This window comes from Streptomyces sp. NPDC033229, assembly GCF_055576875.1.
This window is the reverse complement of sequence record NZ_JBVIQR010000016.1, coordinates 141,721-166,696: the sequence shown is the minus strand read 5'-3', so window position 1 is coordinate 166,696 and position 24,976 is coordinate 141,721. Positions and strand designations below refer to the sequence as shown.

Here is a 24,976-nt window from a genome sequence, read left to right as displayed (position 1 = left end):
CGCGTCAACGTCATCTGGGCACTCATCCGTGACCGACGGTGCTACCAAGTGGTACCGCCCGTCACCTCCATGGCTTGACTTCAGCATTGGGAAGCGGCCACTCCGGCGTGGGTCCGGTGCAGGGTCGGGGCTTCGGCCTCGTCCAGCAGCGCGCGGGCGAAGTCCCCGGCCGTGATCCGGCTGTCGGCGGCTGCCGGGGCGGGCGCGTACCCGCCCGAGGGCTCGCCCTCGTGGTCGAAGTCCCCCGCCGGGCTCAGCACGACCCAGTCCAGCGCCTCCGGTGCGGCCGCCCGCAGGGCCTCGGTGCCGGCGCCGTGGCCGACGTAGAACTCCCGCCACTCCTGCGGGTACCCGGGGGTGTCCATCAGCAAGTCGCCGGACGCGGTGGGCAGTACGGACGCCAGCCCGACCGACACCAGCCGCTTCACCCCGGCCGCCGGGAGCCCCTCCGCGAGGGCGCGGGCGACGGCGGGGAAGTACTCGCCGGGACGCGCCCCGGGGTCGTACACGGCGACGATCGCCGCGTCGTGCCCGGCCGCGAGCCGCGCCACGGACGCCGGGTCCGTCACGTCCCCGTCGGCCCGCCCGACCGCCGTGACCTCATGGCCCCTCTTACGGGCCTCCGCCACTGCCGCCCGGCCGACCCGGCCGCCCGCACCGAAAACGATGATCCTGCTGCTCTTCGCATCCATGGGCAGGAGCGTAGGCAGAGGGCTGGTTTCCGATCGGATACCGCCCTACGGTGTTGATCATGACGACGACGCAGGCCGTGCAGACCGCTTTGGACCCCGAGATGTTCGACCCCGTCTGCCCGTCCCCGCTGGTGCCGTTCCGCGTGGGCGACAAATGGGCCACCCTGATCCTGCGCTGTCTACAGGACGGCCCGCGCCGATTCTCGGAGCTCAAGGTCCCGCTGCGTGGCATCACCGCCAAGTCGCTGAGCCAGTCCCTGCGCAGGCTGGAACGGGACGGCTTCGTCGTACGGGAGGAGTACGAGGGCGCGGAGCGCCGCGTCGAGTACTCCCTGACCCCGCTCGGCCGGGGCCTGCTGGGCCCGCTGGACGCGGCCTGCGAGTGGACGCGGGAGCACTGGGACGAGCTGATCGACGCGCAGGAGGCGAGCCTTTCGGGGGCGGCCGGCCTGGGCGGCTAGCCGGCCGTTCCGGCGGAATCACTGCGGCCGGAGCGGTGACTCGCTGTCGAACTCGAACGTCTCGATGGCGGCGTCGGCGGGGAACTCCGGGTGGTCCCGCCAGACCTCGGCGAGCGCAACCAGAAGGTTCCATGAGGCCGTTGCGTGCAGCTCGGTTTCGGCCGCGCTCTCGGGCGAAGCGTTCCGGTGGAAGCGCACGGCCCCGATTTGCTTGTACGCGGCCAGCCGCAGGGCCGTGGCCGTACGGCCGGCTTCGCCCTGGAGCGTCTCCGCATCAGGGATGCGCGCCAGCACAAAACGGACCAACTGTGCGACCTGGTCCTCGGTGATCCGTTCCATTCGTTCCCCTGCGGTTCGCGTGCCTACTCACCCAGTGGGCGCCGACTCTCCCACTTCGCAGCAGAAAATTTACGTCAAAAAATCCGGGAAGCCGGACCGAGAACACAGGCAAGCGGACAGCGTCGCATGTAAGGGCGATATAAAGCCGCCGCTCACAACCTACCATCAGCCCCGACTTTGCCGCTTGTTGACGAAACATCAGGCTGCACAGGCTTGATTTCTCGCGGAATACCGCAAGTAACCGGATGACGCGCGCATGACATCCAAGCCCTTGCCTCGTCAAATCTGGAGCGCGTAACTCCGGTTATCTACCGTCCAGTTATCGGATCCAGCCACGGTTATGCTCGGTCGGCCGAAATTCGGCGCACCCGACCTGACCGTGCGGGTTGCATTCGATGGGAAACACCAACGTGAACAGATCTGGGGGGAGATGGGGGCGCGGCATACGCACGTTGTGCGCGGGCGCCCTTTCGCTCTCTATCGCCGCGGGGGCGCTGGGCGCCAGCCCGGCGGCGGCTGACGACACCGTCATCAGCCCGATTCCCGCCACCGACCGCGGCCGCGTCGTCGAGCTGTGGCGGACGGGCGGCCCGGGTGTCAGGGCGGCGGCGGAAGTCGCGCTCATGGGCACCGACGAGGACGTACGTCGGTTCCTCGACAGCGAGAAGGACATCGTCCAGCTGCACGACGAGCGGGTCGCGCTCACGCAGCTCTTCGAGGTCAGCGGCCGTGGCGTGCGCGAGGCCGCCAAGACGGCGCTCAACGGCAGCCGCGACGACCTGCGGACATTCCTCAAGGACGGCTGGAAGGCCCCGCTGGCACAGGACCGCCAGGTCCGCGTCATGCAGATCGTCAGCGAGAACGGCGGCGCCACCAAGGAAGCCGGCCGAGCCGCGCTGAACGGCGGTCCGGAGCAGATCCAGGAGTTCCTCGAGGAGGGCCAGTACCCGGCCCGCGAGTCCGACGACCGGGTCGAGCTCACGCAGATCGCGACCACGGGCGGCCCCGCCACCAAGGCCGCCGCGAAGCTCGCGCTCAGCGGCACCATCGAGGACGTCCGCGAGTTCCTCGCGGTGGGCCAGCACGTGGCCCGCGCCCGCGACCAGGAGCGCGCCTCCGTGGCCGAGCTGGCCGAGCAGGCCAAGGCGGCGGGCATACGGGCCAAGCGGGAGACCGAGGCCGCGCAGGAAGCCTCCGCGCGTGCGGTCGAGGCCTCGAAGCTGGCCAAGGAAGCCGCCCTCAAGGCGGCCAAGGAGACCGACGAGGCCCGTAAGGACGGCAAGCGCGCCGCGAACGCCGCAGGCCGGGCCGCCGAGGCCGCCCGTGGCGCGGCAGCCGCCGCGCAGCAGGCCATCAGCGCCGCGCGGTCCGCGAACCACTCCGCACGGGTAGCGGCGTCCGCCGCCTCCCAGGCCGCGTCCGCCGCCGCCGGTGCGGCCGAAGCCGCCTCCCGGGCCCGGGGCGCGGCAGCAGCAGCCGCCGCCGACGCGGGCCAGGCGGCCACCGCCCGCAAGGCCGCGGAGGAAGCCCGCAACGCGGCCAAGGGTGCCCGGATGGCAGCTCAGGCCGCATCCCAGGCCGGTGTCGCCGCCGACGCCGCCTCCGGCGCGGCCAGGGCCGCCTCGTCCGCGGGCGCGTACGCCAACGACGCCGCGGACGCGGCCGGCGAGGCCAGTGGCTTCGCCGACGCGGCCGGTGTCCACTCGGCCGAGGCCTCCGCCGCGGCGGCCTCCGCGCGTCGCCACGCACGCGAGGCGACCCGTGCCGCCAACGCCTCCGAGGCGCTGGCACGCGAGTCGTCCGCCGCCGCCTACGAGGCGCGCGACGCCGCCAACGAGGCCGCCGAGCACGCCGAGAAGGCGGCCGACGCCGCCGACGAAGCAGCCAAGCACGCGGGCGATTCGGCAAAGGCGGCCAAGGAGTCGACCGCCCACGCCGGCGAGGCGAAGAAGGCCGCCGACAGCGCCACGAGCGCGGTGGCCAAGGCCCGCAAGATCTTCGAGATCACCCGCAAGACCGAGACCGAAGAGCTCACCGCACGCACCGCCGCCGAGATCGAGCGGGCCAAGGACCTCAAGGCCGACGACGACGCGCGCAAGGCCAAGGCCGCCAAGGCGGCTCAGGAGACCAAGGACCTCGACGCCGAGGCCGCACGCCTCGCGGACGAGGCCACCAAGTCCGGCGCGGACACCAAGCAGGTCGCGGAGAAGGCCCGCCGGATCGCGGTCATCGCGATGAAGACCCGTGGCCCCTGGAGCCGTGCCACCGCCGAGGTCGCCCTCGCCGGTTCCGACGGTGTCGTCATCGACTACCTCCGCACCGGCTGGAAGAAGGCCGCCGAGCAGGACGACCGCGCACGCGTCCAGCGCCTGGCGGTCGAGCCCCGGACGGTCGAGCTCCGGACGGCGGCCCAGAAGGCGCTGACCGGCGACGCCGAGCAGGTCCACACGTTCCTGGAGTCCGGCGCGGACAAGATCATGCTGGACGACTACCGCGTCCGCGTCACGCAGATCGCCACCTCCAGCGGGCGCAGCGTGAAGGAAGCGGCGATGGCCGCCCTCAAGGACGGCAGCGTCGCCAAGCTCCGTGAGTTCTTCACCACGGGCCAGTACACCGCCCGCACCATCGACGAGAAGGTCCAGGCGACCCAGCTCAGCAGCGGGGGCCCGAGCTCAAGTCCGCCGCTCGCGTCGCCCTCGAAGGCACGCCGGAGCAGCTGCACCGGTTCATCGCGACCGGCCAGTACCAGGCCAAGCGCAAGGACATGCTCGCGGCGGCGCACATCGCCGACGTGCAGCACCTGATCGCCGGCGCCGCCGGCATCGCCGCCGGAGCGCAGAAGAACGCGGCTGAGGCCGCCCGGGTCGCCGCCGTCGCCCGCAAGGCCGCCGACGAGGCCAAGGACTGGGCGAAGAAGGCCGACGAGTCCGCCGACCAGGCCAAGAAGTACGCCGCCGACGCCAACAAGTCGGCGAACGAGGCCGAGGCCTCCGCCGCCCAGGCCAAGGAGTCGGCGAAGTCCGCCCGCCAGGCCGAGGCCGACGCCAACCGCGCCGCCGCCGACGCCATCGACTCCGCGGCCGCTGCCCAGAGTTCGGCCGACTCGGCCCGTGGCTCGGCGGACGTGGCATGGACCGCCGCCAACCAGGCGCGCAGCTCGGCCACCGCCGCCGGGAAGGACTCGGATGCCGCAAAGAAGGCATCGGACGAGGCCTTCACGATCGCCGTCACCAAGCAGAACGAAGAGAACGAGCGGCGGCAGCGGCTCCTGGAGGCGTGGAAGAAGTCATACGCCGAAGCCGAGAAGGCTGCCAAGGACAAGGACGACGGCTGGATCCCCGACTGGCTGGAGAACGGCGCCAAGACGGTCGGAAACTATGCCACGGAGCTCCTGAACCCCGACGTCATCATCGGCGCCGGCGAAACGGCTCTCGGCGTCTTCATGATGGGCGTCGGCGGCTCGGGTGACATCGCGGGCGGCGCCCTGTGCATCACCGGAATCGGCTGCCTGGCCGGAGCCCCGGCCATTGCCGTCAGCACCGGCCTCATCGTCGGCGGCGGGGTCACCATCGGCGACGGAGTACGCCGCTTCGACGAGGGCATCGGAACGGCCCTCCGTAACGCTCGCGGCAAGGGCGGCGGCGGCGCCAAGAAGGAGCCGGAAACCCCGAACATCGTCCACGACGGCGTCGACGACATCGTCCAAAGGGGCCGCCCCCAGCGCCTCGACGACAACGGGAACCCCGACTTTTTCGAGGTGCGCACGGGAGGAAACAACCCCACTCCGCCATCCATTGCAAGGAAGTGGGGCGGCGCCGCGATCTACGACATCGAGGGCGGTGGGAACTCGTACCGGGTCCTCGTCAACCAGTACGGCGACATCGGCTGGGTGGTCAACCACAACTACAACAAGATCACCCCGTACAGGCCTCGGGTCTGACCCCGCGTGAGCCCGCCTGCTTAATCCCTTCGGGGTGAACGCTACGCAGCCCCCTTTCCGGCTTTGCCGGGGAGGGGGCTGTTGTCGTTCCGGATACAGAGGCGGCCTTCGGTGACAGCGAAAAACGGAGTGTGCAAGGGTGTGGCCATGATGATCGACTCAGCACCGAACGGGCCTGGTTCGGGTGCCATGGCCGTCGGCACTCGCGTCACGGTCGTCCGCGATACCTCTTGGGACGGGCCGTGGCAGGTCGAATTCCAAGGGACGATTGACGACCTCTACGCCCCCGAACCTGTGCGGCATGCCCTGGCCCGGAAAGGCGAGTTGGAGTACTGGGTCGTCTTCGATGAGCCGCAGCACGACAGCAGCGGGGGCGGCCCGTTCCGAGGGGCGCAGATCTGGGATCGCTACCTGAAGCGGATTCCCCAGGGATAGCCGCCGCCGTTCCGGACGGCGGTGATGAAGGTGTGCCACGCGGTGGGGCGGAATGACGCCTCCGGCGCCATCGGTGCCGCGCTACGCGGCGGCAGCCTGGTACGGGCGGCGCTGCGGGGCGGGCAGCGGTAGCCCCCGTGGCCGGGGGCGCTGAGAGTTACTCCTGGCACTGCTCGTAACAGTGGTGTTCGTGCCACTCGCAGCAGGCGTGGTGCGACGAACGCACCAGGTCGTCTTCCCGATCGACGAACTCTGTGATGATCCGGCCGTCCTCGACCCGTGACAGCCCCACTTGCTTGGTGAAGTCGATCTTTAGTATTTCGAGTTCGCGCCTCAGGCAACGCACCGCATATCTGCGGGCGGATTCGGGGTATCGGGCGAAGACTTTGTCGATTTCGGCAAAGAACTCAGGGTCGCGCTCAGGTCCGCAGGCGGGCTTCTTGTCCATGGTCGTCCTCCGCACCAGTCGTCGGTGAGCGGTAGCGAGGGGGGTTTCACCTCTACACCCACGATGGCCCTGCGGGCACCTGCTCGCATGTCGATCTGGGGCACGTGTACCCCGGCCACAAGCCGGTCGCGCCCCGGCACGGCTGACGGGCGCCCGCCGTCAGCCTGTGGCGGCGGCGAACGCTCCGTTCGTCAGCACGGGGACCACGCCGCAGGCATCCAGCTCCGTCGCAATGGCCACGTCGTCGGCATAGCCCTCACCGATGAGTTCCCGTCCCGAGGCGCTGGTCGCGACAGTCACGCCGACGTCCGTGACTCCTGCGAAGGCCGCCGCTGCCACTGTTGCCTCCGGCGAGAGCTGGTCCCTGCCGTGTCGGCGCAGTGAGGCGATCACGGCGCCGGCTCCGAGGAGATCCTCAAGCGCCGGTCTGAGACTCCCGTCCGGCCAGCGCTCACCCGAGGCGATCACGGCGACGGGCCGTTCAGCCGTTCCGTAGCCTCGATCCGCCAGCCATTGCCCCACGGCGTTTGCGTTCCGCAGCGAACCAGCGACCACGGTGGACTCTCCGGCAGCGCCGGCGATGGTGGACCCGTTGGGCGACGGGAGCACCAGACGAGGAGTGAAAGGCGCCCGTCGCAACGCGGCCGGTGACAGCGACCACGGAGATGTCGCGGTGGCCATGCGACGCCCTACGGCCAGGCCGGCGCCCATCTGCTCGGCGAACGTCGCGGCCGTCTCATCACGCCAGCGGTAGGGAATGACGTGAGTTCCCGACTCCACCGCGACCGTCACGGACGTGGTGAACGAGAGCACGTCGACGACGACAAGACAGGCGACGTCTCCCGCAAGATGAGCCGCCCCGACGGGACCCCACTCGAACCGCACACCGTGATCCGCCTGCTTAAACCAATCCCCCATGACCGGTGATCATGCCAGTGGCATCACACTCGGCGGTCAGCGGCTGGGTTCCCGCAGCCCTTCGGCGCACCGCCGCACGGTGCGGGCAGCGCTGCGTGGCAGGCGCGACGTGGCCGCCCTCACCCGAATGGCGCAGCCGACATGCCGAGTGGAGTAGACCACCCTACGGTTATGGGTCCAGATGACCGATTCGTCGAACATCTGATCTCCTCATGGAGGTCACCATGAACCGTCGAACCCAAGCCCTCACCCTCGCGGCAGCCCCCATCGCCCTGCTGATCGGCCTGGCAGGCCCGGCAGCGGCTGCGGACGACCCGCTGCCGGACACGCCGAAGTCCTCGGTCGCGGTCTGCGACACGCCGGCCACCGATGCGGTCCTCACCAGTCAGGAAGGCATCGCGCTCAGGAACTGCAACACCGCGAAGGCTGCCCAGACCAAGACCTGGCACTGGATGGGCAACTACGGATCGCCCTATGACGTGGCCAACGCGGCCAACGGCGGAGGGATAGGCGCCGGCGAGGTCATCACGCAGTACCTCAACGGCCTGTACCCGACGTTCATGTTCTACTGACCGCCAGTGGGACACGCGTAATCGTCAACCGCACGCCGTCATGGCGTGCGGTTGACGACGCTTGTAGCGGACTCCCGCCGCGCGCCACCGAGCCCCGTCCGGCGCCTCGGCCTCTCGACCCCTCGGCCCCTCGGTCGATCAGGCGACCGTCCCGCCCGCGTTGCGGATCATCTGCTGGAGCACCTTCACCGTGGTGACGTAGTCCGCGTCGGCGATGCCCTCGTGGAGGGCGGCGCGGATCGCGGGGGCGTTGCGCGCGAGGTCGACGCGGGCCCGCTCCCCCTCCTCGGTGAGCCACAGCCGGTCCTCGGCGTCCTGGGTCAGCCAGCCGCGCTCCACAAGCACTTCGGCCTCCGCCGTCAGGTCGTCCTCGGGCCGGATGTAGGAGGCCATGGCCTCCCGCAGCTCGGCGACGGTCATCCCCTCGCCGTCGGGCGAGATGTCGTTCTCCGACAGATTGCGCAGCAGCCAGAACTGGGGCTGGGTGTAGCCCTTTTCGACCTGCCGGGCCCGGGTGTACGCGATGAGCGCCTCGTAGGCGACACCGGTCCAGTACGCGGCGGGCTGCCCGGCGAGTTCGGCGTCGGAGATCTGCTGGGTCGTCATGGGATGCCCCCTGGCACTTCGGTTCGGAGCCTGCACGCCGCGCAGGGCATGCACAGACCGTAGGACCTCAAGTGCTCTTGAGGACAAGCGCATGACCTCTGGTTCGCGGCTCGCGGCGACCCAGGGCGGGCACTCTACGGCGCCATTTAATTGATTGCCGTGAGGAAACTACACGCCGTATAGTTTTCGCACGGCGTTCGGGTAGGCGGCGGTAACTGGCGTGCCCGGGCATGAGCAATCGGAGAGAACATGCACATCGGAGTGATCGGCGCCACCGGCACCATCGGCAGCCGGGTCGTCACGGAGGCGCTCGGGCGCGGGCACCACGTCAGGGCACTCAGCCGCGACGCCTCACAGATCAACGAGAGCCGCGCGAACGTGACGTGGGCAAGCGTGGACATCCTCGATCCCCTGAGCATCGCCGCCGTCCTGCCCGGCCTGGACGTGCTGATCAGCGGGTTCCAGCCGGGCAACGCGAGCAAGGACCTCGCGGACACCGTGCGGCGCTCCATCGCCGACCCCACGGTCCACTCCACCGCCGCCCGGGCGCTGCTCAAGGCCCTGGAGAGCCATCCCCGAACCCGGCTGATCGTGATCGGCGGAGCCGGCAGTCTGGAGACAGCCCCCGGAGTGGTGCTCGCCGACTCCGACGACCTGATGCACAAGACCCTCGACCAGCTCGGACTGCCCCGCGAGTACGCGGCCGCGGCACGTGGCGCCCGGGACGGCCTGAACGTCCTGCGCACGTCGAACCGGCTCTGGACCTACTTCAGCCCCGCCGAGGACATCGCTCCCGGCGAGCGCACCGGCCGATTCCGGATCGGCACCGACCAGCCGGTCCGGGATGCCGCCGGACTCAGCCGCATCTCGGCGGAGGACGCGGCCGTCGCCCTGATCGACGAAGCGGAACTGCCCCGCTTCGTCCAGCGCCGCTTCACGATCGGTTACTGAGCACCGGGGCCGCTGCCGCAGGTCGGGGGGCGGCCCCGGCGCTCCCGCCGGAGTCGGCACCGGAGGCAGCGGCTCCCTGGACGGCAGAGGCGGCGCCCCGCCGCGCGGGCACCCGACGCCTCCCTCGGAGTGGAGTCACCGCCGACCGCCGGGCTTGCCCTTACACGGGGTACGGGTCGGTGATGGTGTGACGCCGCCTGGCTGTCTCCAGGACCTTCTGGGGAAAGCGAGGCCCGGCGACATAGTGGCGGCCCTTGGTCTGCCCGACAGCGGTCAGCAACTCGGCCTTGGTCAGAGCCTGCAAGTCCCGTGTCGCCTGCTGGGTGTTGATCGCCTCGGCCTTCTCATAGCGGGAGCGGCGGACGCGGCCAACCATCGCGACCTCGTGCAGGGCCGTCACCTGCCGCTCGGTGACCCCGTGCGCGTCGGCGGTCTCCATGAGCTGCATCCAGCAGTCGTTGGACCGGTCCACGCGGTGCTGCACCCGCTGGGTCTGCTGGTGGTAGGCGAGGAGGTTGAACTTGATCCAGGGCAGGGTGTCGCGCTCGGGTGACCAGACGGGGCCGCCGACCTCGCGGAGGACCTTGTAGTACTCCCAGGTGTTGCCCGGCATGCCCAGCCATTCCTCGATGGAGGAGAACTCCGGCGCCAGGACACCGCCACGGGCGATGAGAAGGGTCTGGAGCGAACGGGACATGCGGCCGTTACCGTCGGACCAAGGGTGGATCTTGACCAGGTTCAGGTGTGCCATCGCGGCGCGGATCAGGACGTGGCTGCCGAGGTCGCCCTCGTTGAGCCAGTCGACCATCTCGCCCATCAGGCCGGGGAGCAGTTCCTGGTCCGGTCCCTCGTAGTCGGTGGCGAGTTCGTCACCGGGTGCGGTGATGCGGATGGCGCTCTTTCGCCACTGACCGGCCGTCTTGAGCGGGTGGTGGTGGCCCTGGAGCATCCAGTGGAGGCTGTTGAGCAGTTCCTTGCTGTACCGGAAGTCGGCGACATCGTGCAGGGACTGGATGTAGGTCATGGCCTGCTGGTAGGCCAGGGTCTCGGCCTTGTTCTCATCGCTGGTGTCGACCTCGCGCTCGCCGTCCATCAGGTCGGCGACGTCCTTGGCATCGACCCGGTAGCCCTCGATCGTGTTCGACGCCGCGATGGCACTGGCCGTCAGCGCCTTGCGCAGGTCCAGGGTCCATTTCATGGGCGCCTGCTGCACCGCGTGGCGCAGCAGATCACGCATGGCGTCGACCTTCTCCAGGACCTCAAGGTCGGCCGGCTCCAGGCGAGGCGTCTCATACAGCATGAGTCAATGATACCTGGCTCCTATCATTATGCGGCCCCGCTGGGGCGACTGGAGACCCCCGGCGATGTCGCAGTCGAGGGCCAACAGGAACCGAGTGACGGCGAGCAGCGCCAGGCTCGACCCTGACCTGGGGGAATGCAGGGCGCAAGGGGAGAGCGGGGGCGGCGGAACGGCCGCGTTATGAGCCTCTCGTACGCGACGTAGAATTGCTACACGGCGTTCAGTGACAACACGGCGACGAGTAATCCAACGCTGTAGGGTGCCAACCGTGGGAGATCAGACGCAGAACCGACGGGCCAGGCTCCGGGCGGAAACCGCCCAGGAGATCAAGACGATCGCGCTGCGGCTCATGGCGGAGGGCGGGCCGGACGCGATCTCGCTGCGCGCCATCGCCCGCGAGATGGGCATGACGGCCGGGGCCATCTACGGCTACTACCCGACCCGGGACGACCTGGTCACGACGCTGATCTCCGACGTCTACACCTCACTCGTCGACCGGGCGGAGGCGGCCGTCGCCCCCCTGCCCGCCGACGACGTGGCGGCCCGCACCCTCGCCTGGGCGCAGGCCTTCCGCACCTGGTCCGTGGCCAACCCCGAGGGTTTCCGCCTCATTTACGGCGACCCCGTCACCGGCTACCAGCCGCCCGAGGGCGGCCCGGCCGCCGAAGCCGCGCAGCGCGCGTGCGCGGGCCTGACCGCCCTCGTCGCCGGCGCCTGGCCCCGCGCCGAGAGCCTGGAGGCGGCGGACGGCCATCTGTGGTCCGACTTCCAGCCCGCCTTCGCCGCCGACATCCGGGAGCGGTTCCCCGCACTCCCGCCCGCCGGGGTCGCGCTCGCGATCCGCGTCTGGGGCCGGATGCACGGCCTGGTGGCCCTGGAGATCTACGGCCACCTCCGCCCCCTGACCCATGACCCGGCCAAGCTCTACCGCGCGGAAATGCTCGACCTGGTGCGGTCGTTGGGTCTCACACCGCACCCATAACGGCCCTCTCTTCGCCCGGCCTCAGCGCTTGCCCGTCCGTACCGCGCCCGCGCTCGCCGTGACCACCATGGCGATCGCGACGCACTGCGACGCCGACATGCCCTGGTCCAGCACCAGATAGCCCGCCGTCGCGGCAAGGGCCGGTGACAGGCTCGTCAGCACCGCGAACGTCGCCGTGGGCAGCCGTCGCAGGGCGAGCAGCTCCAGGGCGTAGGGCACGCCCGAGCTCATGACCGCGATGGCCAGTCCCAGACCGAGTACCCCCGGTTCCAGCAGCGTCCCGCCCGACGCCCCGATGCCCAGGGGCAGACTGACCAGCGCCGCGACGGACATCGCGATGGCCAGACCGTCCAGCCGGGGAAAACGGGCGCCCGCACGGGCGCTCAGCACGATGTACGCCGCCCACATCGCCCCGGCGCCCAGCGCGAAGGCCACGCCCGCGACGTTGAGTTCGTCGAAACCGCCGCGGCCCAGCAGGAAGACCCCGGCCAGCGCGAGACCCGCCCACAGCAGGCCGGCGGCGCGGCGCGAGGCAACGACCGACAGCAGCAACGGGCCCAGCACCTCGACGGCGACCGCCGCCCCCAGCGGTATACGGTCGATCGCCTGGTAGAAGAGGATGTTCATGCCGCCGAGCGCCAGGCCGAAACCGCCGGCCACCGCCCAGTCGGCGCGCCCGTACCCGCGCAGCCGGGGCCGGGCGACGACCAGCAGCAGCACCGCGGCGAACGTCACCCGCAGCGCGACCGTGCCGAGCGCCCCGGCCCGGGGGAACAGCAGCGCGGCGAAGGCCGACCCGAACTGGACGGACACCGCCCCGGCCAGCACCAGGCCGACACCGCCGAGGGTGCCGCGCCCCGGGGCGTGGCGGAGGAGAACAGGCGTGGCCGTCGTCGCGGCCGATTCGTGCACCATGGGAGTCATGCGTTTCATGCGCTCACGCTAGGCAGCCGACTACGCCCTGTGAAATGCCGATCGCGACGCGGTTATGCTCCGGAGGTATGACCATCGAGCTGCGGCACCTGCGTGCCTTTCTCGCCATCGCCGACGCGGGCAACGTCACCCGTGCCGCAGCCCGCCTCCACCTGAGCCAGCCCGCACTCTCCCGCACCCTGCGCCAACTCGAGGACCACCTCGGCGCCCGCCTCGTGGACCGCTCCACCCACCACCTCGAACTCACCGCCGAAGGCCGCACCTTCCGCGACAAGGCCACCGTCGCCCTCTCCGCCGTCGAGACCGCCCTCGACCCCCGAGGGCTGCGCAGTTGGCCGCTGCGCCTCGGCCACACCTGGGCCGCGCTCGGCGACCACACCATCCCCTTGCTGCGCCGCTGGGACGAGACGCACCCCGGCACCCCGCTGGAGCTGCTCCGCGTCGACGACCGCACGGCGGGACTCACGCGGGGCAAGGTCGACGCGGCCCTGCTGCGCGGCGCGGTCACCTCGCCCGGACTCCGCACGGAGCCGCTGCTGTCGGAGACGCGGGTGGTGGTCATGCCGGCGGACAGCCCGCTGGCGGCGCTCCCCCGGGTCACCCTGGCGGACCTCGCCGGCCACCCGATCGCCGTGAACACCGTCTCCGGCACCACGACCATGGACCTGTGGCCGCCGGCCGCCCGGCCCGTCGCGAGCATCGAGGTGACCAACACCGACGAGTGGCTCATGGCCATCGCGGCGGGCCGCGCCCTGGGGGTCTCCACATCGGCCACCCCGAGCAACCACGCGCACCCCGCCCTGGCCTACCGACCCCTCGCGGACGCGCCGACCGTTCCCGTCGTCCTCGCCTGGCGCGAGGGCCCGGGACACCCGGCCATCCCCGACCTGGTGGCCCTCGCCCACGAGGTCCTCGCGACCGGAAGGGCCTGACCGCGCCGCCACCACGGTCCGACCCGGCCCCTGACGCACCGAGCGTCCGGCGAAGCCCGCCCGCGCCGACATCGGCCTCATCGCCCTGCGCGCCCCCACGACGGAACCGGCGGACGGGTGAGGGAGCCGCCGCTCACCCCGGTGGCAGTGAGCGGAGGAGGGCTTGCAGGGCGGACGGGAAGGCGTGGTCCGCTGCGGTTCCGTAGGCGACGACCAGGGCGTCGGCGGCATCGGGCGCGCCGGGGGCATCCGGGTGGCGGAAGCGGCTCAGGCCCTCCAGGGCCAGGCCGTCCCAGGCGGCGGCCTGGAGGGTCGTGCGTTCCGTGCCCGGGGGGAGTTCGAGTACGGCGTGCAGTCCGGCGGCGATGCCGGTGACGCGGACGTGGGGGGCGTGTTCGGCGAGGGCGGCCACGATCTGGTCGCGGCGGCGCCGGTAGCGCAGCCGCATCGCGCGGACGTGACGGTCGTACGCGCCCGAGGTGATGAACTCCGCGAGCGTGAGCTGGTCGAGGACGCCCGACCCCCACTCGCCCGTGCGCTTGAGCGCCAGCACGTCGCCGACCAGGTGTTCCGGCAGCACCAGCCAGCCCAGCCGCAGGCCCGGGGCGAGGGACTTGCTCGCCGTGCCACAGTAGACGATGTGGTCGGGGCCGAGGCCCTGGAGGGAGCCGACCGGCTGTCTGTCGTAGCGGAACTCGCCGTCGTAGTCGTCCTCCAGGATCAGCCCGCCGGTGCGCGAGGCCCAGTCCACGACGGCGGCCCGCCGGTCGGGGTGGAGCGGCACGCCCGTCGGGAACTGGTGGGCCGGAGTGAGGAGCACCGCCCGTACGCTCTTGTGCGCGTCCAACGCAGCGACATCCGCGCCGTGTTGATTGACCGGCAGCGGGCGGCCCCGCAGACCGGCGCGGGCGATGACGTCACGGTGGAACCACAACCCGTACGCCTCGACGCCCAGTTCACGCACGCCCCGCTGCCGCAGCACCCTGCTGAGCAGGGCGAGCCCCTGCATATAGCCCGCGCACACCACGATGCGGGCGGGGTCCGTGCGGACGCCCCGGGCCCGCGCGAGGTAGTCCGCGAGTGCGGCCCGCAGCTCGGGGCGGCCCATGCCGTCGCTGTAGCCGAGCGCCTCGTTCGGCGCCTTGGCCAGGGCGCGCCGGGCGGCGGAGAGCCAGGCCGCGCGGGGGAAGGCGGAGACGTCGGCCGAGTTGGTGCGCAGGTCGTACGTGGGGCGGGCGGGCGGCCTGGGGCGGGCGGGGCGGCGCTCGGGTGCGCGGGGCGCGGCGCGCTGGGCCACGCGGGTGCCGGAGCCCTGGCGGGCGGTGAGCCAGCCCTCGGCGACGAGCTCGCCGTACGCGTCGGCGACGGTGTTGCGGGCCAGCCCGAGGTCGACGGCGAGCGAGCGGGAGGAGGGCAGCCGGGTGCCGGGCGCGAGACGGCCCGTACGGACGGCGTCGCGCAGGGCGCGGATCAGATTGGCCCGTACGCCGCCCGGCCCGGTGAGGTCCAGATGCAGATCGGCGCCGCCGGGGGTCGGTGTGGCGTCCTGAGAACTGGCCCATGATTCCCGCATGGAAATGGACCATACCCGTGGGCTAACCCGACCGTAGGGTCATCGGTATGACCAACGACGCCACCCCCCACAGCCACGGCCCCCGGATGCACTTCCACAAGCTGGCCCCCGAGGTCCAGAAGGCGATGTACGGCCTGGAAATGGCCTCCCGCAAGGGCCTCGAACCGACCCTGATCGAGCTGGTCAAGATCCGCGCCTCGCAGCTCAACCACTGCGCGTTCTGTATCGACATGCACATCAAGGACGCCCGCAAGGCGGGCGAGACGGAGGAGCGCATCTACCTCCTCAACGCCTGGGAGGAGGCGGTCGGCTATTACACGGAGAAGGAGCAGGCGGCCATCGCCCTCACCGAGGCCGTCACGGTCCTCACCGACGGCTTCGTCCCGGACGCGGTCTACGACCGGGCCGCCGCGCAGTTCGAGGAGCGGGAGCTGGCCCAGCTCATCGCCCTCATCACCACCATCAACGCCTGGAACCGCATCGGCGTCACCACCCGCATGACGCCTGGGCTGTACGAGGCCTGACGGCGGGCGCAGCCGACTGACAACCGCATAGTGTGACCAATCGCCTCCCCGCTCGTTGTCCTGCGCGGGGGGCGATTTCTCATGTCCGGCGCCGACACGTGGCGCATCATGGTGGCAAGCCCCTCTTGGCAGTCCGGCACATGTACCCAAGGCCAGAGAAGGGGGCCCGACATGGGAGGTCTCGCGATGACGGCGCCGCTGCCCGACCACGAGCTGGCACATCTGCTCGAGGCCTACGAGCACCTTGAGGTGCCCGAAGGTCATCGAGCGGAACTCATCGGGGGGGAGATCGTCATCTCACCGTCACCTACGAACTTCCACAACTGGCTGTACGGCCGCCTGCACCGTCTGATCGACCGGGCCACGCCGGATGACTGGGCAGTCACCAACACCACCACCGTCTTCCTCCCCGCCACCGACGAGAGGTTCATCCCCGACCTCATCGTCTGCCCCGCGGACGCGCTGCTCCGGGATCCCGATGAGTGGCGGTTCGCCGCCGAGGACGTACTGCTCGCCGCCGAGATCACGTCGCCGTCGACCGCCCGGCGCGACCGCGGGCCCAAGATCTGGGGGTTCGCCCACTCCCAGGTGCCCATCTATCTCCTCGTGGACCCGCACGACGGCGACGGGAACACCACGGTGCACTGGAACCCGGACGGCGAAGGCCGCTACCGGGACCTGCGCCGCGTGGGGTTCGGGGAGAAACTGCATCTCCCCGAACCCTTCGGCCTCGACCTCGACACCTCGGTCTTCCTCAAGCCCTGAAAATCCCAGGGGCTAAGGGAGCCACGCCTTCCATACATCCGGGTGCCGCTGCACCCACCGCTTCGCGGCCTCGTCCGCCGGGAGCTTGTCCTCGGCGATCATCTGCGAGACCTCGTTCTGGTCCTTCTTCGACCAGGTGAAGTTCTTCAGGAAACGGGCCGCCTTGCCGCCCTTCTCCGTGAACTCCGCGTTGAAGAACTTCTTCAGCGACGACGTCGGATAGGCGCAGTCGATCGTCTCCGGATCGGCCGTGCCCTTCTCGGCGCACGCGTCCGTGTACTTCGGCAGCTTCACCTCGACCATCGGCACCTCATTGAAGAGCCACTGCGGCTCGTACCAGTAGGTGAGGAAGGGCTGCTTCTTCTTGGCGAACTGCTTGATCTGCGTGATCTGCGCCGCCTCGGAGCCCGCGAAGACGACCTGGTAGTCCAGGTTCAGGTTCTTCACGAGCGCCTTGTCGTTGGTGACGTACGACGGGGAGCCGTCGAGCAGCTGGCCCTTGCCGCCGCTCTCGCCCGTGCGCAGCTGCGACGCGTACTTGTTGAGGTTCTTCCAGTCCAGGACGTCCGGGTGGGCGTCGGCGAAGTACTTGGGGACGAACCAGCCGATGTGCCCGGTGACCCCGAGGTCACCGCCGGGCGCGATCGTCTTCTTGTCCTTGACGTACCGCTGCTCCTGTTCCGGGTGTCCCCAGTCCTCCATGATCGCGTCGACGCGGCCCTGGCTGAGCGCGTCCCAGGCGGGCACCTCGTCGACCTGGACGGTGTCGACGCGGTAGCCCAGCTCGTGCTCCAGCAGGTACTGGGCGACGGCCGTGTTGGCGCGGGCGCCCACCCACGACTGGACGGACAGGGTCACGGTCTTCGCACCCGCCGCGTTGGCGTAGGGCGAGGCCTGCTTGGTCATGTCGGCCGCCCCGCAGCCGGTGGCGGCGAGGAGCCCGAGGCTGCCCACGACGGCGGCCCCGATGGTGATGACGCGCTTGCGAGCCATGTCAGGCCCCCTTTCCGGCACGGGCCTTCGTCGGCTGGGTGACCCTGTCGAGCATCAGGCCCAGGCAGGCGATGGCCACACCGGCCATGAGCCCGGTGGCCAGGTCGCCCTGGGCGAGGCCGAAGACGACCTCGTAGCCGAGCGCGCCGCCACCGACGAGACCGCCGATGATGACGACGGACAGCACCAGCACCACGGCCTGGTTGACGGCGAGCAGCAGCTCCGGGCGGGCCAGCGGGAACTGCACGTGCCGCAGCTGCTGGCCGCTGGTCGCGCCGAGCGAACGGGCGGACTCCATGGCCCCCGGGTTCACCTGGCGCAGGCCCTGGCTGGTGATGCGGACGACGGCCGGCAGCGCGTACACGATCGCGGCGGCCGCCGCCGGTGCCCGGCCGACGCCGAACAGGGCGACGACGGGGATCAGGTAGACGAACTGCGGCATCGTCTGGAAGACGTCCAGGACCGGGCGCAGCAGCCGCTCCGTGCGGCGGCTGCGGGCGGCGCCGACGGCGATGGCGAAGCCGAGGACGAGCGTCACGGCGACGGCCGCGAGCACCTGCGACAGGGTGTCCATGGAGCTTTCCCAGCGGCCGAGCACACCGATCGCGCCCAGCGCGAGGACGGCCGTCAGGGCGGTCCGCCAGGTGCCGATCAGCCACGCGAGGGCGGCGACGATCAGCAGCGCGCCCCACCAGGGCAGGCTCAGCAGGCCGTCGCGCAGCGGGTCCAGGACCCAGCCGGTGTAGTGCGCGGCCCAGTCGGCGGTGCCGCCGATGCCGGGGACGCCGGAGTAGAGGTGGTCGACCATCCAGTCCTTGGCGTCGTTGACCGGCGCCGCGATGGCCACGGTCCAGCCGTCCGGCCAGCTGAGGGCGCCCATGGCGCGGGAGATGACGGCGACGGCCGCGGTGGCCACCGCGACGAGCGCCCAGCGCTGTCCGCCCTTGCCCCGCGTCTCGGTGCCCATGCGCTCGCCGGCGGCGGCGGTCGTCCGGTCCAGCACGATCGCCAGCAGCACGATCGGGATGCCCGCGGCCAGGGCGCTGCCGACGTCCACGGTCGACAGGGCCTGGTAGACGCGGTCACCGAGGCCGTCGGCGCCGATGACGGAGGCGATGACGGCCATCGACAGGGCCATCATGATGGTCTGGTTGACGCCGAGCAGCAGCTCACGGCGGGCCAGCGGCAGCCGCGCGGTCAGCAGCCGCTGCCATCCGGTGGCGCCGAGCGACGCCACGGCCTCCAGCACGCCCTTGTCGGTGCCGCGCAGTCCCAGCGCGGTCAGCCGCGCCATCGGCGGGGCCGCGTAGACGACCGTGGCCAGCACGGCCGGGGCCACGCCGATGCCGAAGATCAGCACGATGGGCAGCAGATACGCGAAGGCGGGCAGCGCCTGCATGGTGTCGAGGACGGGCCGCAGGCCGCGGAACATCCGGTCCGACAGCCCGGCGGCGAGGCCCAGCAGCGCGCCGATGACGACGGACGCGGCGACGGCCACGGCCATCAGCGCGAGCGTCCGCATCGTCGGCACCCACATGTCCAGCAGCCCGCACACGGCGAGCGACGCCAGGGTGGTCGCGGCGACCTTGACGCCGGCGACCCGCCAGGCGAGCAGCGTCGCGGCGGCCGTCACGCCCGCCCAGCCGAGGGCGAGCAGCACGACGTAGACGGCGTGCACGGAGGTGACGATGGCGTTGCTGATGTGGCCGAAGAAGTACAGGAACACCCAGTGGCTGTCCCGGTTGTCGATGATCCAGTCGCTGACCTTGTCGAGCGGCTCGTCCAGGCCCACCGTCAGCGCGCCGGGCCAGCTGCCGCTGCCCCAGCGGGCGTGGGCGAGCGGCACGAGCACCGCCGCGGCGACCGCGAGCAGCAGGAGCTTGCGGGCGACGGGGTGGGTGCTGAGGAAGCTCAGGACGTTACGGCTGCCCGACGCCGCCGAAGCCTCGGCGGCGGTGGCTCTGCCGGGCACGGGAGCGGAGGCCCTGCCGGGCCGGTCGGGCTTGGCCGTCGTGGCCGTTGCAGCCTTCGTGGCCTTCGCGGTCGTTGAGGCCTTCGCGACCTTCGCGGCCGGCTTCGCCGGAGACGTGGCGGCGCTCATGCGAGCCTCCCGTCCGGTCGGGCGGGGCGGCCCGTGGGGCGCGCCACCGCGAGCGGGGCGGCCGGGGCCTTCGTGCGATACGTGCCTACGTTCATGCCGCCGCCCTCTCCACGCGGTCCAGCCCGGCGACGACGCGCAGCAGGCTCTTGTGGTCGACGACGCCCAGGCAGCGCCCGGCGTCCACGACGCGGGCCGGGGAGCCGGTGCGGGCCACGGCCTCGATCGCGTCGGCGACCGTCGTGGCGGGGGCCAGGGCGGCGCCCGACTCGGCCTCGCCGCCGGTGGCGGGGCGCATCGCGCGGCGGACGGTGATGACCTGCTCGCGGGGAACGTCCCGGACGAACTCGCGGACGTAGTCGTCGGCCGGGGAGCCGACGATCTCCTCGGGGGTGCCGCACTGCACGATCCGGCCGCCGCGCATCAGCGCGATGCGGTCGCCGACGCGCAGCGCCTCCGACAGGTCGTGGGTGATGAAGACCATGGTGCGGCCCTCGTCCTCGTGCAGACGGACGACCTCTTCCTGCATGTCCCGGCGGATCATCGGGTCGAGCGCGCTGAACGGCTCGTCGAACAGCAGGACCTCGGGGTCGACGGCCAGTGCGCGGGCCAGGCCGACGCGCTGCTGCTGTCCACCCGAGAGCTGGGTGGGGCGGCGGCCCTCCAGGCCGGCGAGGCCGACCTTCTCGACCATCTCCATGGCCTTGGCGCGGCGCTCGGCCTTGCCCACGCCCTGGATCTCCAGGCCGTAGGCGACGTTGTCGAGGACCGTGCGGTGCGGGAGGAGCCCGAAGTGCTGGAAGACCATGGCGGCGCGGTGCCGGCGCAGATCGCGCAGTCGGCCGCGGTCCATGCCGACGACGTCCTCGCCGTCGATGGCGATGGCGCCGGAGGTCGGCTCGATGAGCCGGGTCAGACAGCGGACGAGGGTGGACTTGCCCGAGCCGGACAGGCCCATGACGACGAACACCTCGCCCTGCCGGACGTCGAAGGAGACGTCACGGACGGCGACCGTGCAGCCGGCCTCCTTGCGCAGGTCGTCGGGCGACAGCTCGGCCAGCGGGCCGTCCGGGACGCGGTCGGCCTTCGGACCGAAGACCTTCCACAGGTTGCGCACGGAGAAGACGGGCGGGGCCTCGGTACTGCTGCCGGCCTCCATGGTCTCTATAGCGTCGACGCTCATCACGCATCACCACCTAGGCTCGTGGCCGCACCGAGCAGTTCGGCGCACTTCTCCCCCACCATCAGTACTCCGATCATCGGGTTCACCGCGGTCATCGTCGGGAAGACGGACGCGTCGGCTATGCGTACGCCGTCGAGGCCGCGAATCCTCAATTCGGGGTCTACCACGGCCAGTTCATCAGTGACAGCACCCATGCGGCAGGTGCCCGCCGGGTGGTAGACGGTGTGCGCGACCTTCCGCGCGTACTCACTGATCTCCTCGTCCGAGGTGATCTCCGGGCCGGGGCACACCTCGCGCTTGAGCCACTTCGCGAGCGGCTCGGACTTGGCGATCTCCCGGGCGATCTTGATGCCGTCGACGAGCGTACGGGCGTCGTAGTCGTCCTCGTCCGTGAAGTAGCGGAAGTCCAACGCGGGCTTGACGGCGGGGTCGGCGCTGGTCAGGTACAGCCGGCCGCGGCTGTGCGGCTTGGGGATGTTGGGGGTCATCGACACGCCGTGCTCGGGCTTCTCGTAGCCGAGCCGCTCGGGGTTGTCGGTGAAGGGGATCTGGTAGAAGTGGAACATCAGATCGGGCCCGTTGGCCGCCGGATCGCGGCGGATGAAGAGACCCGCGTCGGAGTCCATCGCCGAGTTCTCGGGGATCGGCCCGTCGGTCTCCCAGACGATGACGGACTCCGGGTGGTCGAGGAGGTTCTCGCCCACGCCCGGCAGGTCGTGCTTCACCGGGATGCCGAGCGCCTCCAGGTCGGCCTTGGGGCCGATGCCGGAGTGCAGCAGCAGCCGCGGGGTGTCCACCGCGCCGGCGCACAGCAGGACTTCCCGGCCCGCCTCGACGATCATCTCCGTGCCGTCGGCGGTGCGGACCCGCACGCCGGTCGCCCGGGTACCGTCCAGGACCAGCTCGTACGCCCAGGTCTCCAGCAGGATGCGGAGGTTGGGGCGGTCACCGGCCTCCATGTGGGGGTGGAGGTAGGCGACGGACGCGGAGGAACGCTTGTTGTTCTCCGGGTGGTACGCGAGGTCGAAGAAGCCGACGCCCTCGTGGAAGGGCTTCTTGTTGAAGCCCTCCACGCGCGGCACGTCGACCGCCGCCTGCGCGGCCTCGACGAAGTCACGGGCGATGGCGTTACGGTCCTTCTCGTCCACCGGCACGATGTTGTTGCGCAGCCGGGCGAAGTACGGGTCCATCGACTCCGCGTCCCAGCCCTCGGCCCCGGCGGTGGCCCACTCGTCCCAGTCGCCGGGCAGCGGCTTGAAGGAGATCAGGGTGTTGTGCGAGGAGCACCCGCCGAGCACCCGCGCCCGGCTGTGCCGGATGTGGGAGTTACCGCGCGGCTGCTCGGTCGTCGGGTAGTCGTAGTCCAGCTCGCCGCCGAGCAGACCGAGCCAGCGGCGCAGGGTGAGCACCTCGGGACGGTCGACGTCGGACGGGCCGCCTTCGATCACGACCACGGACAGGCCCGGGTCCTCGGCGAGCCGGGAGGCGATCACCGATCCGGCGGTGCCTCCGCCGACGACTACGTAGTCGGCGGTGATCTTCTCAACTGCGGGGGGCATGGGGGGTACTCCTCGGGGGCGGAAAGTTCTTCGCTCGTACGGCACCGGCCCGGTCGGGCGGTGGCTTCGGTCATCGGCCGTCGGTGTCACCGACCGGCTGCGCGGGGCTCAGCCTCCGAACCAGCGCACCGGCTTCGGTGCGAGGTTCTGGTAGATGTGCTTGGCCTCGCGGTACTCGGCCAGTCCGGACGGCCCCAGCTCGCGCCCGATGCCGGACTTGCCGAAGCCGCCCCACTCCGCCTGCGGCAGGTAGGGGTGGTAGTCGTTGATCCATACGGTGCCGTGGCGCAGCCGCCCGGCGACGCGGCGCGCGCGGCCCGCGTCCTTCGTCCAGACGGCGCCCGCGAGCCCGTACTCGGTGTCGTTGGCGAGCGCGACGGCCTCGTCCTCGGTGCGGAAGGTCTCCACGGTGAGGATGGGGCCGAAGGTCTCCTCGCGGACGACCTTCATCGTGCGGTCGCAGCGGTCCAGGACGGTCGGCGAGTAGAAGTAACCGGCCGCCGGGCGGACGGCGTTCGGCTCGGGCTGGGCCCCGCCGCAGCGCAGCGCGGCGCCCTCGGCCAGCGCGGAGGCGACATACGCCTCGGTCTTGTCGAGCTGCTGCGCGGAGACGAGCGGGCCGCACTCGACGCCGTCCTCGGTGCCCCGGCCGAGCTTGATCTTCTCGGCGCGGCGGGCGAGTTCGGCGACGAAGCGCTCGCTGACGGACTCCTCGACGATGAGGCGGGAACCGGCCGAGCAGACCTGGCCGCTGTGGATGAACGCGGCGTTGAGGGCCTGGTCGACGGCGGTGTCGAAGTCCTCGTCGGTGGCGCAGGCGTCGGCGAAGACGACGTTGGGGTTCTTGCCGCCGAGTTCGAGGGCGACCTTCTTCACGGTCGGCGCGGCGGCCTGCATGACCTTGGTGCCGCTGGCCAGTCCACCGGTGAAGGAGACGAGGTCGACGTCCGGGTGCTCGGAGAGGCGGGCACCGACCGGGTCGCCCGCGCCGGTGACGAGGTTCGCGACACCGTCGGGCAGGCCCGCCTCGACCAGCAGCCGGACCAGCTGCACGGTGGTCAGCGGGGTGACCTCGCTGGGCTTGATGACGAAGGTGTTGCCCGCGGCGAGCGCCGGGGCGATCTTCCAGCTGGCCTGCAGGAGCGGGTAGTTCCAGGGGGTGATCAGCGCGCAGACGCCGACCGGCTCGTGCACGACGACGCTGTGGACGTCGGTGGTGCCCGCGTCGACGACGCGCCCGGGGCCCTCGCCCACGACGAGGTCGGCGAAGTAGCGGAAGGCATCGGAGACGCAGTCGACGTCGGTGCGCCCCTCTTCGAGAGTCTTGCCGGTGTCGCGGCTCTCGGTCAGCGCGATGGTCTCGCGGTCGCGCTGGAGGAGGTCGGCCACGCGGCGCAGCAGCGCGGCACGCTCGGCGACGGGCGTGTGCGGCCAGGGGCCGAAGTCGAACGCGCGCCGGGCCGCGGCGACGGCCGCGTCGGTGTCCTCCGTGCCGCCCTCGGACACCACGGCGAGTGTCTTGGCGTCTGCGGGGTCGAGGACCTCCCGCTGCGCGCCGGACGCGGCGGCGCGCCACGCCCCGTCCACATGGATGGTCTCGACTGACGACATGTCTCTTCTGCCTTCCGATTTCCGAAACGTCCCGTTACCGACCGAGCAAAGTCGGACTCGGCAACGGGACGCCCCTAACCGGTGGGGCAAAACCTATGCCACTTCTTTCACAAAGAGTGACCCGCGTCACGTAACTGGGGACTCTCCGTGATGGCTTCCGGTCGTTCCGTGATGCCTACGGGTCGCTCCGTGAGCTACGACGAGCAGTAGCCGACCGGGCAGAACGACCGCAGGAGCACCTTGAAGATCTCCAGATGTGCGTCCCAGGCGTACACGGGCCCGGCGACCAGCAGCGCGTACTGCCGCCGGTCGGGCCCGGTGAAGGCGTGGATGATGATGTGCCGCACGCTGCCGTCGTCCCGCTCGTAGCTGTACTCCAGCTCCGCCGTGTCACCCGCCCTTCCGCTGACCCTTGCCAGGCTCAGCCGTCGGTAGTCCTTGTTCTTGGAGACCGTCTTCTCCGTCGCCACCAGCGATTCGTACGGAGTGCCCTCCGGGCCGGTCAGCGTGAAGACCTGGATCAGGCTTTTGCTGTCCGGCGTCTTGTAGAAGACGCTGGCGCCCTCCGTGCTGCGCCGCCAGTCCCGGGGCACGTCGAGGCGGAACCCGGCCGGGTCGTCGGTCCGCAGGTATCCCGGCGGTGCTCCGGGGGTGCCCGACAGGGTGCCGGGGCTCGTGGGCGACGGGGTGTACGGATAGCCGCCGGTGCCGCCCGTAGTCGTGCCCCCGGTAGTCGTGCCGCCCGTGGTGGTGCCGCCGACGGTGGTGCCCCCGGTCACGCTCGAACCGCTGGACGTCGGGCCCGGGGTCACCGGGGCGCTCAGGCTGGGCACGGACTCACCGGGCGAGGAATCGTCGCCGTCGTCGTCCCGCAGCAATGCCCAGGCGCCGATGCCGATCCCGCTCGCCAGCAGCACCCCGGCCATCACCCCGGCCAGGATCGACGCGTGCGAGGGGCCCCTGGGCGGATCCTCCGGCTCGCCCGGGTAGTACGGCTCCTCCGGCGGCAGCCCGTCGGGGGGCAGCCCGCCCGGGGGGACCCCCATCCCGGTCTCGGTCTCGGCCTCCGGCGAGGGCCGACGGTCAGGGCGGGCCGGCAGTGGTGTGGGCGGTAGGCCCTCGACCCATTGCTGCCGGTCCGCGTCCCAATAACTCATGTTC

23 protein-coding genes and 1 pseudogene are annotated in these 24,976 nt (G+C 71.1%); 10 read left to right on the top strand and 14 right to left on the bottom strand.

Translation table 11 applies throughout. The features are described from left to right. Positions 1-80 precede the first annotated feature (80 nt). Positions 81-692 (bottom strand): NAD(P)-dependent oxidoreductase, encoded by a 612-nt coding sequence (locus ACZ53N_RS16945; protein ID WP_469141614.1) that lies wholly within the window; start codon positions 690-692, stop codon positions 81-83. Between the two features lie 59 nt (positions 693-751). Between ACZ53N_RS16945 and ACZ53N_RS16940 the strand changes: the two genes are divergently transcribed. Beyond that, complete coding sequence (locus tag ACZ53N_RS16940) at positions 752-1,153, top strand: winged helix-turn-helix transcriptional regulator (protein WP_469141613.1); 402 nt, start codon at positions 752-754, stop codon at positions 1,151-1,153. An 18-nt stretch (positions 1,154-1,171) separates the two neighbouring features. Here ACZ53N_RS16940 and ACZ53N_RS16935 read toward each other — a convergent pair whose 3' ends face one another. Next, entirely contained in the window at positions 1,172-1,492 is a 321-nt protein-coding gene (locus ACZ53N_RS16935) for a hypothetical protein (RefSeq protein ID WP_469141612.1), read from the bottom strand. Between the two features lie 395 nt (positions 1,493-1,887). Between ACZ53N_RS16935 and ACZ53N_RS16930 the strand changes: the two are divergent. The 3 genes and pseudogenes from ACZ53N_RS16930 to ACZ53N_RS16920 form a co-directional block, all read left to right on the top strand. Next, a pseudogene (locus ACZ53N_RS16930) lies at positions 1,888-4,098 on the top strand (ALF repeat-containing protein); the annotation flags it as partial. Positions 4,099-4,256: 158 nt separating this feature from the next. After that, positions 4,257-5,432, top strand: a complete 1,176-nt coding sequence (locus ACZ53N_RS16925) for a hypothetical protein (protein ID WP_469141611.1) — start codon at positions 4,257-4,259, stop codon at positions 5,430-5,432. Positions 5,433-5,579: 147 nt separating this feature from the next. Next, complete coding sequence (locus tag ACZ53N_RS16920; protein WP_469141627.1) at positions 5,580-5,867, top strand: ferrous iron transport protein A; 288 nt, start codon at positions 5,580-5,582, stop codon at positions 5,865-5,867. Between the two features lie 157 nt (positions 5,868-6,024). Here the strand turns inward: ACZ53N_RS16920 and ACZ53N_RS16915 are convergent, their stop codons facing one another. Together ACZ53N_RS16915 and ACZ53N_RS16910 are read right to left on the bottom strand one after the other, a co-directional pair. After that, positions 6,025-6,315, bottom strand: coding sequence for a hypothetical protein (locus ACZ53N_RS16915; RefSeq protein WP_469141610.1), 291 nt, complete (start codon positions 6,313-6,315; stop codon positions 6,025-6,027). Positions 6,316-6,474: 159 nt separating this feature from the next. Then, positions 6,475-7,200 (bottom strand): 2-phosphosulfolactate phosphatase, encoded by a 726-nt coding sequence (locus tag ACZ53N_RS16910; protein WP_469141609.1) that lies wholly within the window; start codon positions 7,198-7,200, stop codon positions 6,475-6,477. A 245-nt stretch (positions 7,201-7,445) separates the two neighbouring features. Here ACZ53N_RS16910 and ACZ53N_RS16905 point away from each other — a divergent pair, with 245 nt between their 5' ends. After that, the gene (locus ACZ53N_RS16905) at positions 7,446-7,805 is read left to right on the top strand and encodes a hypothetical protein (protein WP_469141608.1); all 360 of its coding nucleotides are present in this window, start codon (positions 7,446-7,448) and stop codon (positions 7,803-7,805) included. A gap of 138 nt (positions 7,806-7,943) precedes the next feature. Here ACZ53N_RS16905 and ACZ53N_RS16900 read toward each other — a convergent pair whose 3' ends face one another. Further along, positions 7,944-8,411 (bottom strand): MarR family transcriptional regulator, encoded by a 468-nt coding sequence (locus ACZ53N_RS16900; protein WP_469141607.1) that lies wholly within the window; start codon positions 8,409-8,411, stop codon positions 7,944-7,946. A 249-nt stretch (positions 8,412-8,660) separates the two neighbouring features. Here ACZ53N_RS16900 and ACZ53N_RS16895 point away from each other — a divergent pair, with 249 nt between their 5' ends. Next, a complete protein-coding gene (locus ACZ53N_RS16895; RefSeq protein ID WP_469141606.1) occupies positions 8,661-9,362 on the top strand; it encodes an NAD(P)-dependent oxidoreductase in 702 nt (233 codons plus the stop codon). Between the two features lie 160 nt (positions 9,363-9,522). Here ACZ53N_RS16895 and ACZ53N_RS16890 read toward each other — a convergent pair whose 3' ends face one another. Continuing rightward, the gene (locus tag ACZ53N_RS16890) at positions 9,523-10,662 is read right to left on the bottom strand and encodes a Fic family protein (protein WP_469141605.1); all 1,140 of its coding nucleotides are present in this window, start codon (positions 10,660-10,662) and stop codon (positions 9,523-9,525) included. Between the two features lie 268 nt (positions 10,663-10,930). Between ACZ53N_RS16890 and ACZ53N_RS16885 the strand changes: the two genes are divergently transcribed. Next, on the top strand, positions 10,931-11,644 hold the full coding sequence (locus ACZ53N_RS16885) for a TetR/AcrR family transcriptional regulator (RefSeq protein ID WP_469141604.1): 714 nt from the start codon (positions 10,931-10,933) through the stop codon (positions 11,642-11,644). Positions 11,645-11,665: 21 nt separating this feature from the next. On the opposite strand, the gene ACZ53N_RS16880 is transcribed toward ACZ53N_RS16885, so the two are convergent. Beyond that, complete coding sequence (locus tag ACZ53N_RS16880) at positions 11,666-12,568, bottom strand: EamA family transporter (RefSeq protein ID WP_469141626.1); 903 nt, start codon at positions 12,566-12,568, stop codon at positions 11,666-11,668. Between the two features lie 77 nt (positions 12,569-12,645). On the opposite strand from ACZ53N_RS16880, the gene ACZ53N_RS16875 reads away from it, so the two are divergent. After that, positions 12,646-13,509 carry a LysR family transcriptional regulator gene (locus ACZ53N_RS16875; RefSeq protein ID WP_469141603.1) on the top strand — a complete coding sequence of 288 codons (864 nt, stop codon included), beginning with the start codon at positions 12,646-12,648 and terminating at the stop codon, positions 13,507-13,509. 133 nt (positions 13,510-13,642) lie between these two features. Here the strand turns inward: ACZ53N_RS16875 and pdxR are convergent, their stop codons facing one another. Further along, a complete protein-coding gene (gene pdxR, locus ACZ53N_RS16870) occupies positions 13,643-15,082 on the bottom strand; it encodes a MocR-like pyridoxine biosynthesis transcription factor PdxR (protein ID WP_469141602.1) in 1,440 nt (479 codons plus the stop codon). A 47-nt stretch (positions 15,083-15,129) separates the two neighbouring features. On the opposite strand from pdxR, the gene ACZ53N_RS16865 reads away from it, so the two are divergent. Together ACZ53N_RS16865 and ACZ53N_RS16860 are read left to right on the top strand one after the other, a co-directional pair. Beyond that, complete coding sequence (locus tag ACZ53N_RS16865; RefSeq protein ID WP_469141601.1) at positions 15,130-15,606, top strand: carboxymuconolactone decarboxylase family protein; 477 nt, start codon at positions 15,130-15,132, stop codon at positions 15,604-15,606. A gap of 171 nt (positions 15,607-15,777) precedes the next feature. Then, positions 15,778-16,371, top strand: a complete 594-nt coding sequence (locus tag ACZ53N_RS16860) for a Uma2 family endonuclease (protein WP_469141600.1) — start codon at positions 15,778-15,780, stop codon at positions 16,369-16,371. Between the two features lie 12 nt (positions 16,372-16,383). Here ACZ53N_RS16860 and ACZ53N_RS16855 read toward each other — a convergent pair whose 3' ends face one another. The 6 genes from ACZ53N_RS16855 to ACZ53N_RS16830 all read right to left on the bottom strand — a co-directional run bounded on the left by ACZ53N_RS16855 (position 16,384) and on the right by ACZ53N_RS16830 (position 24,972). After that, on the bottom strand, positions 16,384-17,364 hold the full coding sequence (locus ACZ53N_RS16855; protein WP_469141599.1) for an ABC transporter substrate-binding protein: 981 nt from the start codon (positions 17,362-17,364) through the stop codon (positions 16,384-16,386). A gap of 1 nt (position 17,365) precedes the next feature. After that, positions 17,366-19,465, bottom strand: coding sequence for an ABC transporter permease (locus ACZ53N_RS16850; RefSeq protein WP_469141598.1), 2,100 nt, complete (start codon positions 19,463-19,465; stop codon positions 17,366-17,368). Between the two features lie 91 nt (positions 19,466-19,556). Continuing rightward, positions 19,557-20,645 (bottom strand): quaternary amine ABC transporter ATP-binding protein, encoded by a 1,089-nt coding sequence (locus ACZ53N_RS16845; RefSeq protein WP_469141597.1) that lies wholly within the window; start codon positions 20,643-20,645, stop codon positions 19,557-19,559. Then, a complete protein-coding gene (locus ACZ53N_RS16840; RefSeq protein WP_469141596.1) occupies positions 20,645-22,204 on the bottom strand; it encodes a GMC family oxidoreductase in 1,560 nt (519 codons plus the stop codon). The genes ACZ53N_RS16845 and ACZ53N_RS16840 overlap by 1 nt, the downstream gene beginning before the upstream one ends. A gap of 108 nt (positions 22,205-22,312) precedes the next feature. After that, on the bottom strand, positions 22,313-23,815 hold the full coding sequence (locus ACZ53N_RS16835; protein WP_362213239.1) for an aldehyde dehydrogenase family protein: 1,503 nt from the start codon (positions 23,813-23,815) through the stop codon (positions 22,313-22,315). Positions 23,816-24,009: 194 nt separating this feature from the next. Continuing rightward, a complete protein-coding gene (locus tag ACZ53N_RS16830) occupies positions 24,010-24,972 on the bottom strand; it encodes a hypothetical protein (protein WP_469141595.1) in 963 nt (320 codons plus the stop codon). Between the last annotated feature and the right edge of the window lie 4 nt (positions 24,973-24,976).

What these genes read in the sequence shown, in the direction of transcription:
- ACZ53N_RS16905 (WP_469141608.1), top strand. Translation starts at nt 7,446, where the DNA reads ATGGAGGTCACCATGAACCGTCGAACCCAAGCCCTCACCCTCGCGGCA.
- ACZ53N_RS16855 (WP_469141599.1), bottom strand. Translation starts at nt 17,364, where the DNA reads ATGGCTCGCAAGCGCGTCATCACCATCGGGGCCGCCGTCGTGGGCAGC.
- ACZ53N_RS16850 (WP_469141598.1), bottom strand. Translation starts at nt 19,465, where the DNA reads ATGAGCGCCGCCACGTCTCCGGCGAAGCCGGCCGCGAAGGTCGCGAAG.
- ACZ53N_RS16875 (WP_469141603.1), top strand. Translation starts at nt 12,646, where the DNA reads ATGACCATCGAGCTGCGGCACCTGCGTGCCTTTCTCGCCATCGCCGAC.
- pdxR (WP_469141602.1), bottom strand. Translation starts at nt 15,082, where the DNA reads ATGCGGGAATCATGGGCCAGTTCTCAGGACGCCACACCGACCCCCGGC.
- ACZ53N_RS16935 (WP_469141612.1), bottom strand. Translation starts at nt 1,492, where the DNA reads ATGGAACGGATCACCGAGGACCAGGTCGCACAGTTGGTCCGTTTTGTG.
- ACZ53N_RS16920 (WP_469141627.1), top strand. Translation starts at nt 5,580, where the DNA reads ATGATGATCGACTCAGCACCGAACGGGCCTGGTTCGGGTGCCATGGCC.
- ACZ53N_RS16865 (WP_469141601.1), top strand. Translation starts at nt 15,130, where the DNA reads ATGACCAACGACGCCACCCCCCACAGCCACGGCCCCCGGATGCACTTC.
- ACZ53N_RS16860 (WP_469141600.1), top strand. Translation starts at nt 15,778, where the DNA reads ATGGGAGGTCTCGCGATGACGGCGCCGCTGCCCGACCACGAGCTGGCA.
- ACZ53N_RS16830 (WP_469141595.1), bottom strand. Translation starts at nt 24,972, where the DNA reads ATGAGTTATTGGGACGCGGACCGGCAGCAATGGGTCGAGGGCCTACCG.
- ACZ53N_RS16835 (WP_362213239.1), bottom strand. Translation starts at nt 23,815, where the DNA reads ATGTCGTCAGTCGAGACCATCCATGTGGACGGGGCGTGGCGCGCCGCC.
- ACZ53N_RS16880 (WP_469141626.1), bottom strand. Translation starts at nt 12,568, where the DNA reads ATGACTCCCATGGTGCACGAATCGGCCGCGACGACGGCCACGCCTGTT.
- ACZ53N_RS16895 (WP_469141606.1), top strand. Translation starts at nt 8,661, where the DNA reads ATGCACATCGGAGTGATCGGCGCCACCGGCACCATCGGCAGCCGGGTC.
- ACZ53N_RS16900 (WP_469141607.1), bottom strand. Translation starts at nt 8,411, where the DNA reads ATGACGACCCAGCAGATCTCCGACGCCGAACTCGCCGGGCAGCCCGCC.
- ACZ53N_RS16890 (WP_469141605.1), bottom strand. Translation starts at nt 10,662, where the DNA reads ATGCTGTATGAGACGCCTCGCCTGGAGCCGGCCGACCTTGAGGTCCTG.
- ACZ53N_RS16840 (WP_469141596.1), bottom strand. Translation starts at nt 22,204, where the DNA reads ATGCCCCCCGCAGTTGAGAAGATCACCGCCGACTACGTAGTCGTCGGC.
- ACZ53N_RS16925 (WP_469141611.1), top strand. Translation starts at nt 4,257, where the DNA reads ATGCTCGCGGCGGCGCACATCGCCGACGTGCAGCACCTGATCGCCGGC.
- ACZ53N_RS16940 (WP_469141613.1), top strand. Translation starts at nt 752, where the DNA reads ATGACGACGACGCAGGCCGTGCAGACCGCTTTGGACCCCGAGATGTTC.
- ACZ53N_RS16845 (WP_469141597.1), bottom strand. Translation starts at nt 20,645, where the DNA reads ATGAGCGTCGACGCTATAGAGACCATGGAGGCCGGCAGCAGTACCGAG.
- ACZ53N_RS16945 (WP_469141614.1), bottom strand. Translation starts at nt 692, where the DNA reads ATGGATGCGAAGAGCAGCAGGATCATCGTTTTCGGTGCGGGCGGCCGG.
- ACZ53N_RS16915 (WP_469141610.1), bottom strand. Translation starts at nt 6,315, where the DNA reads ATGGACAAGAAGCCCGCCTGCGGACCTGAGCGCGACCCTGAGTTCTTT.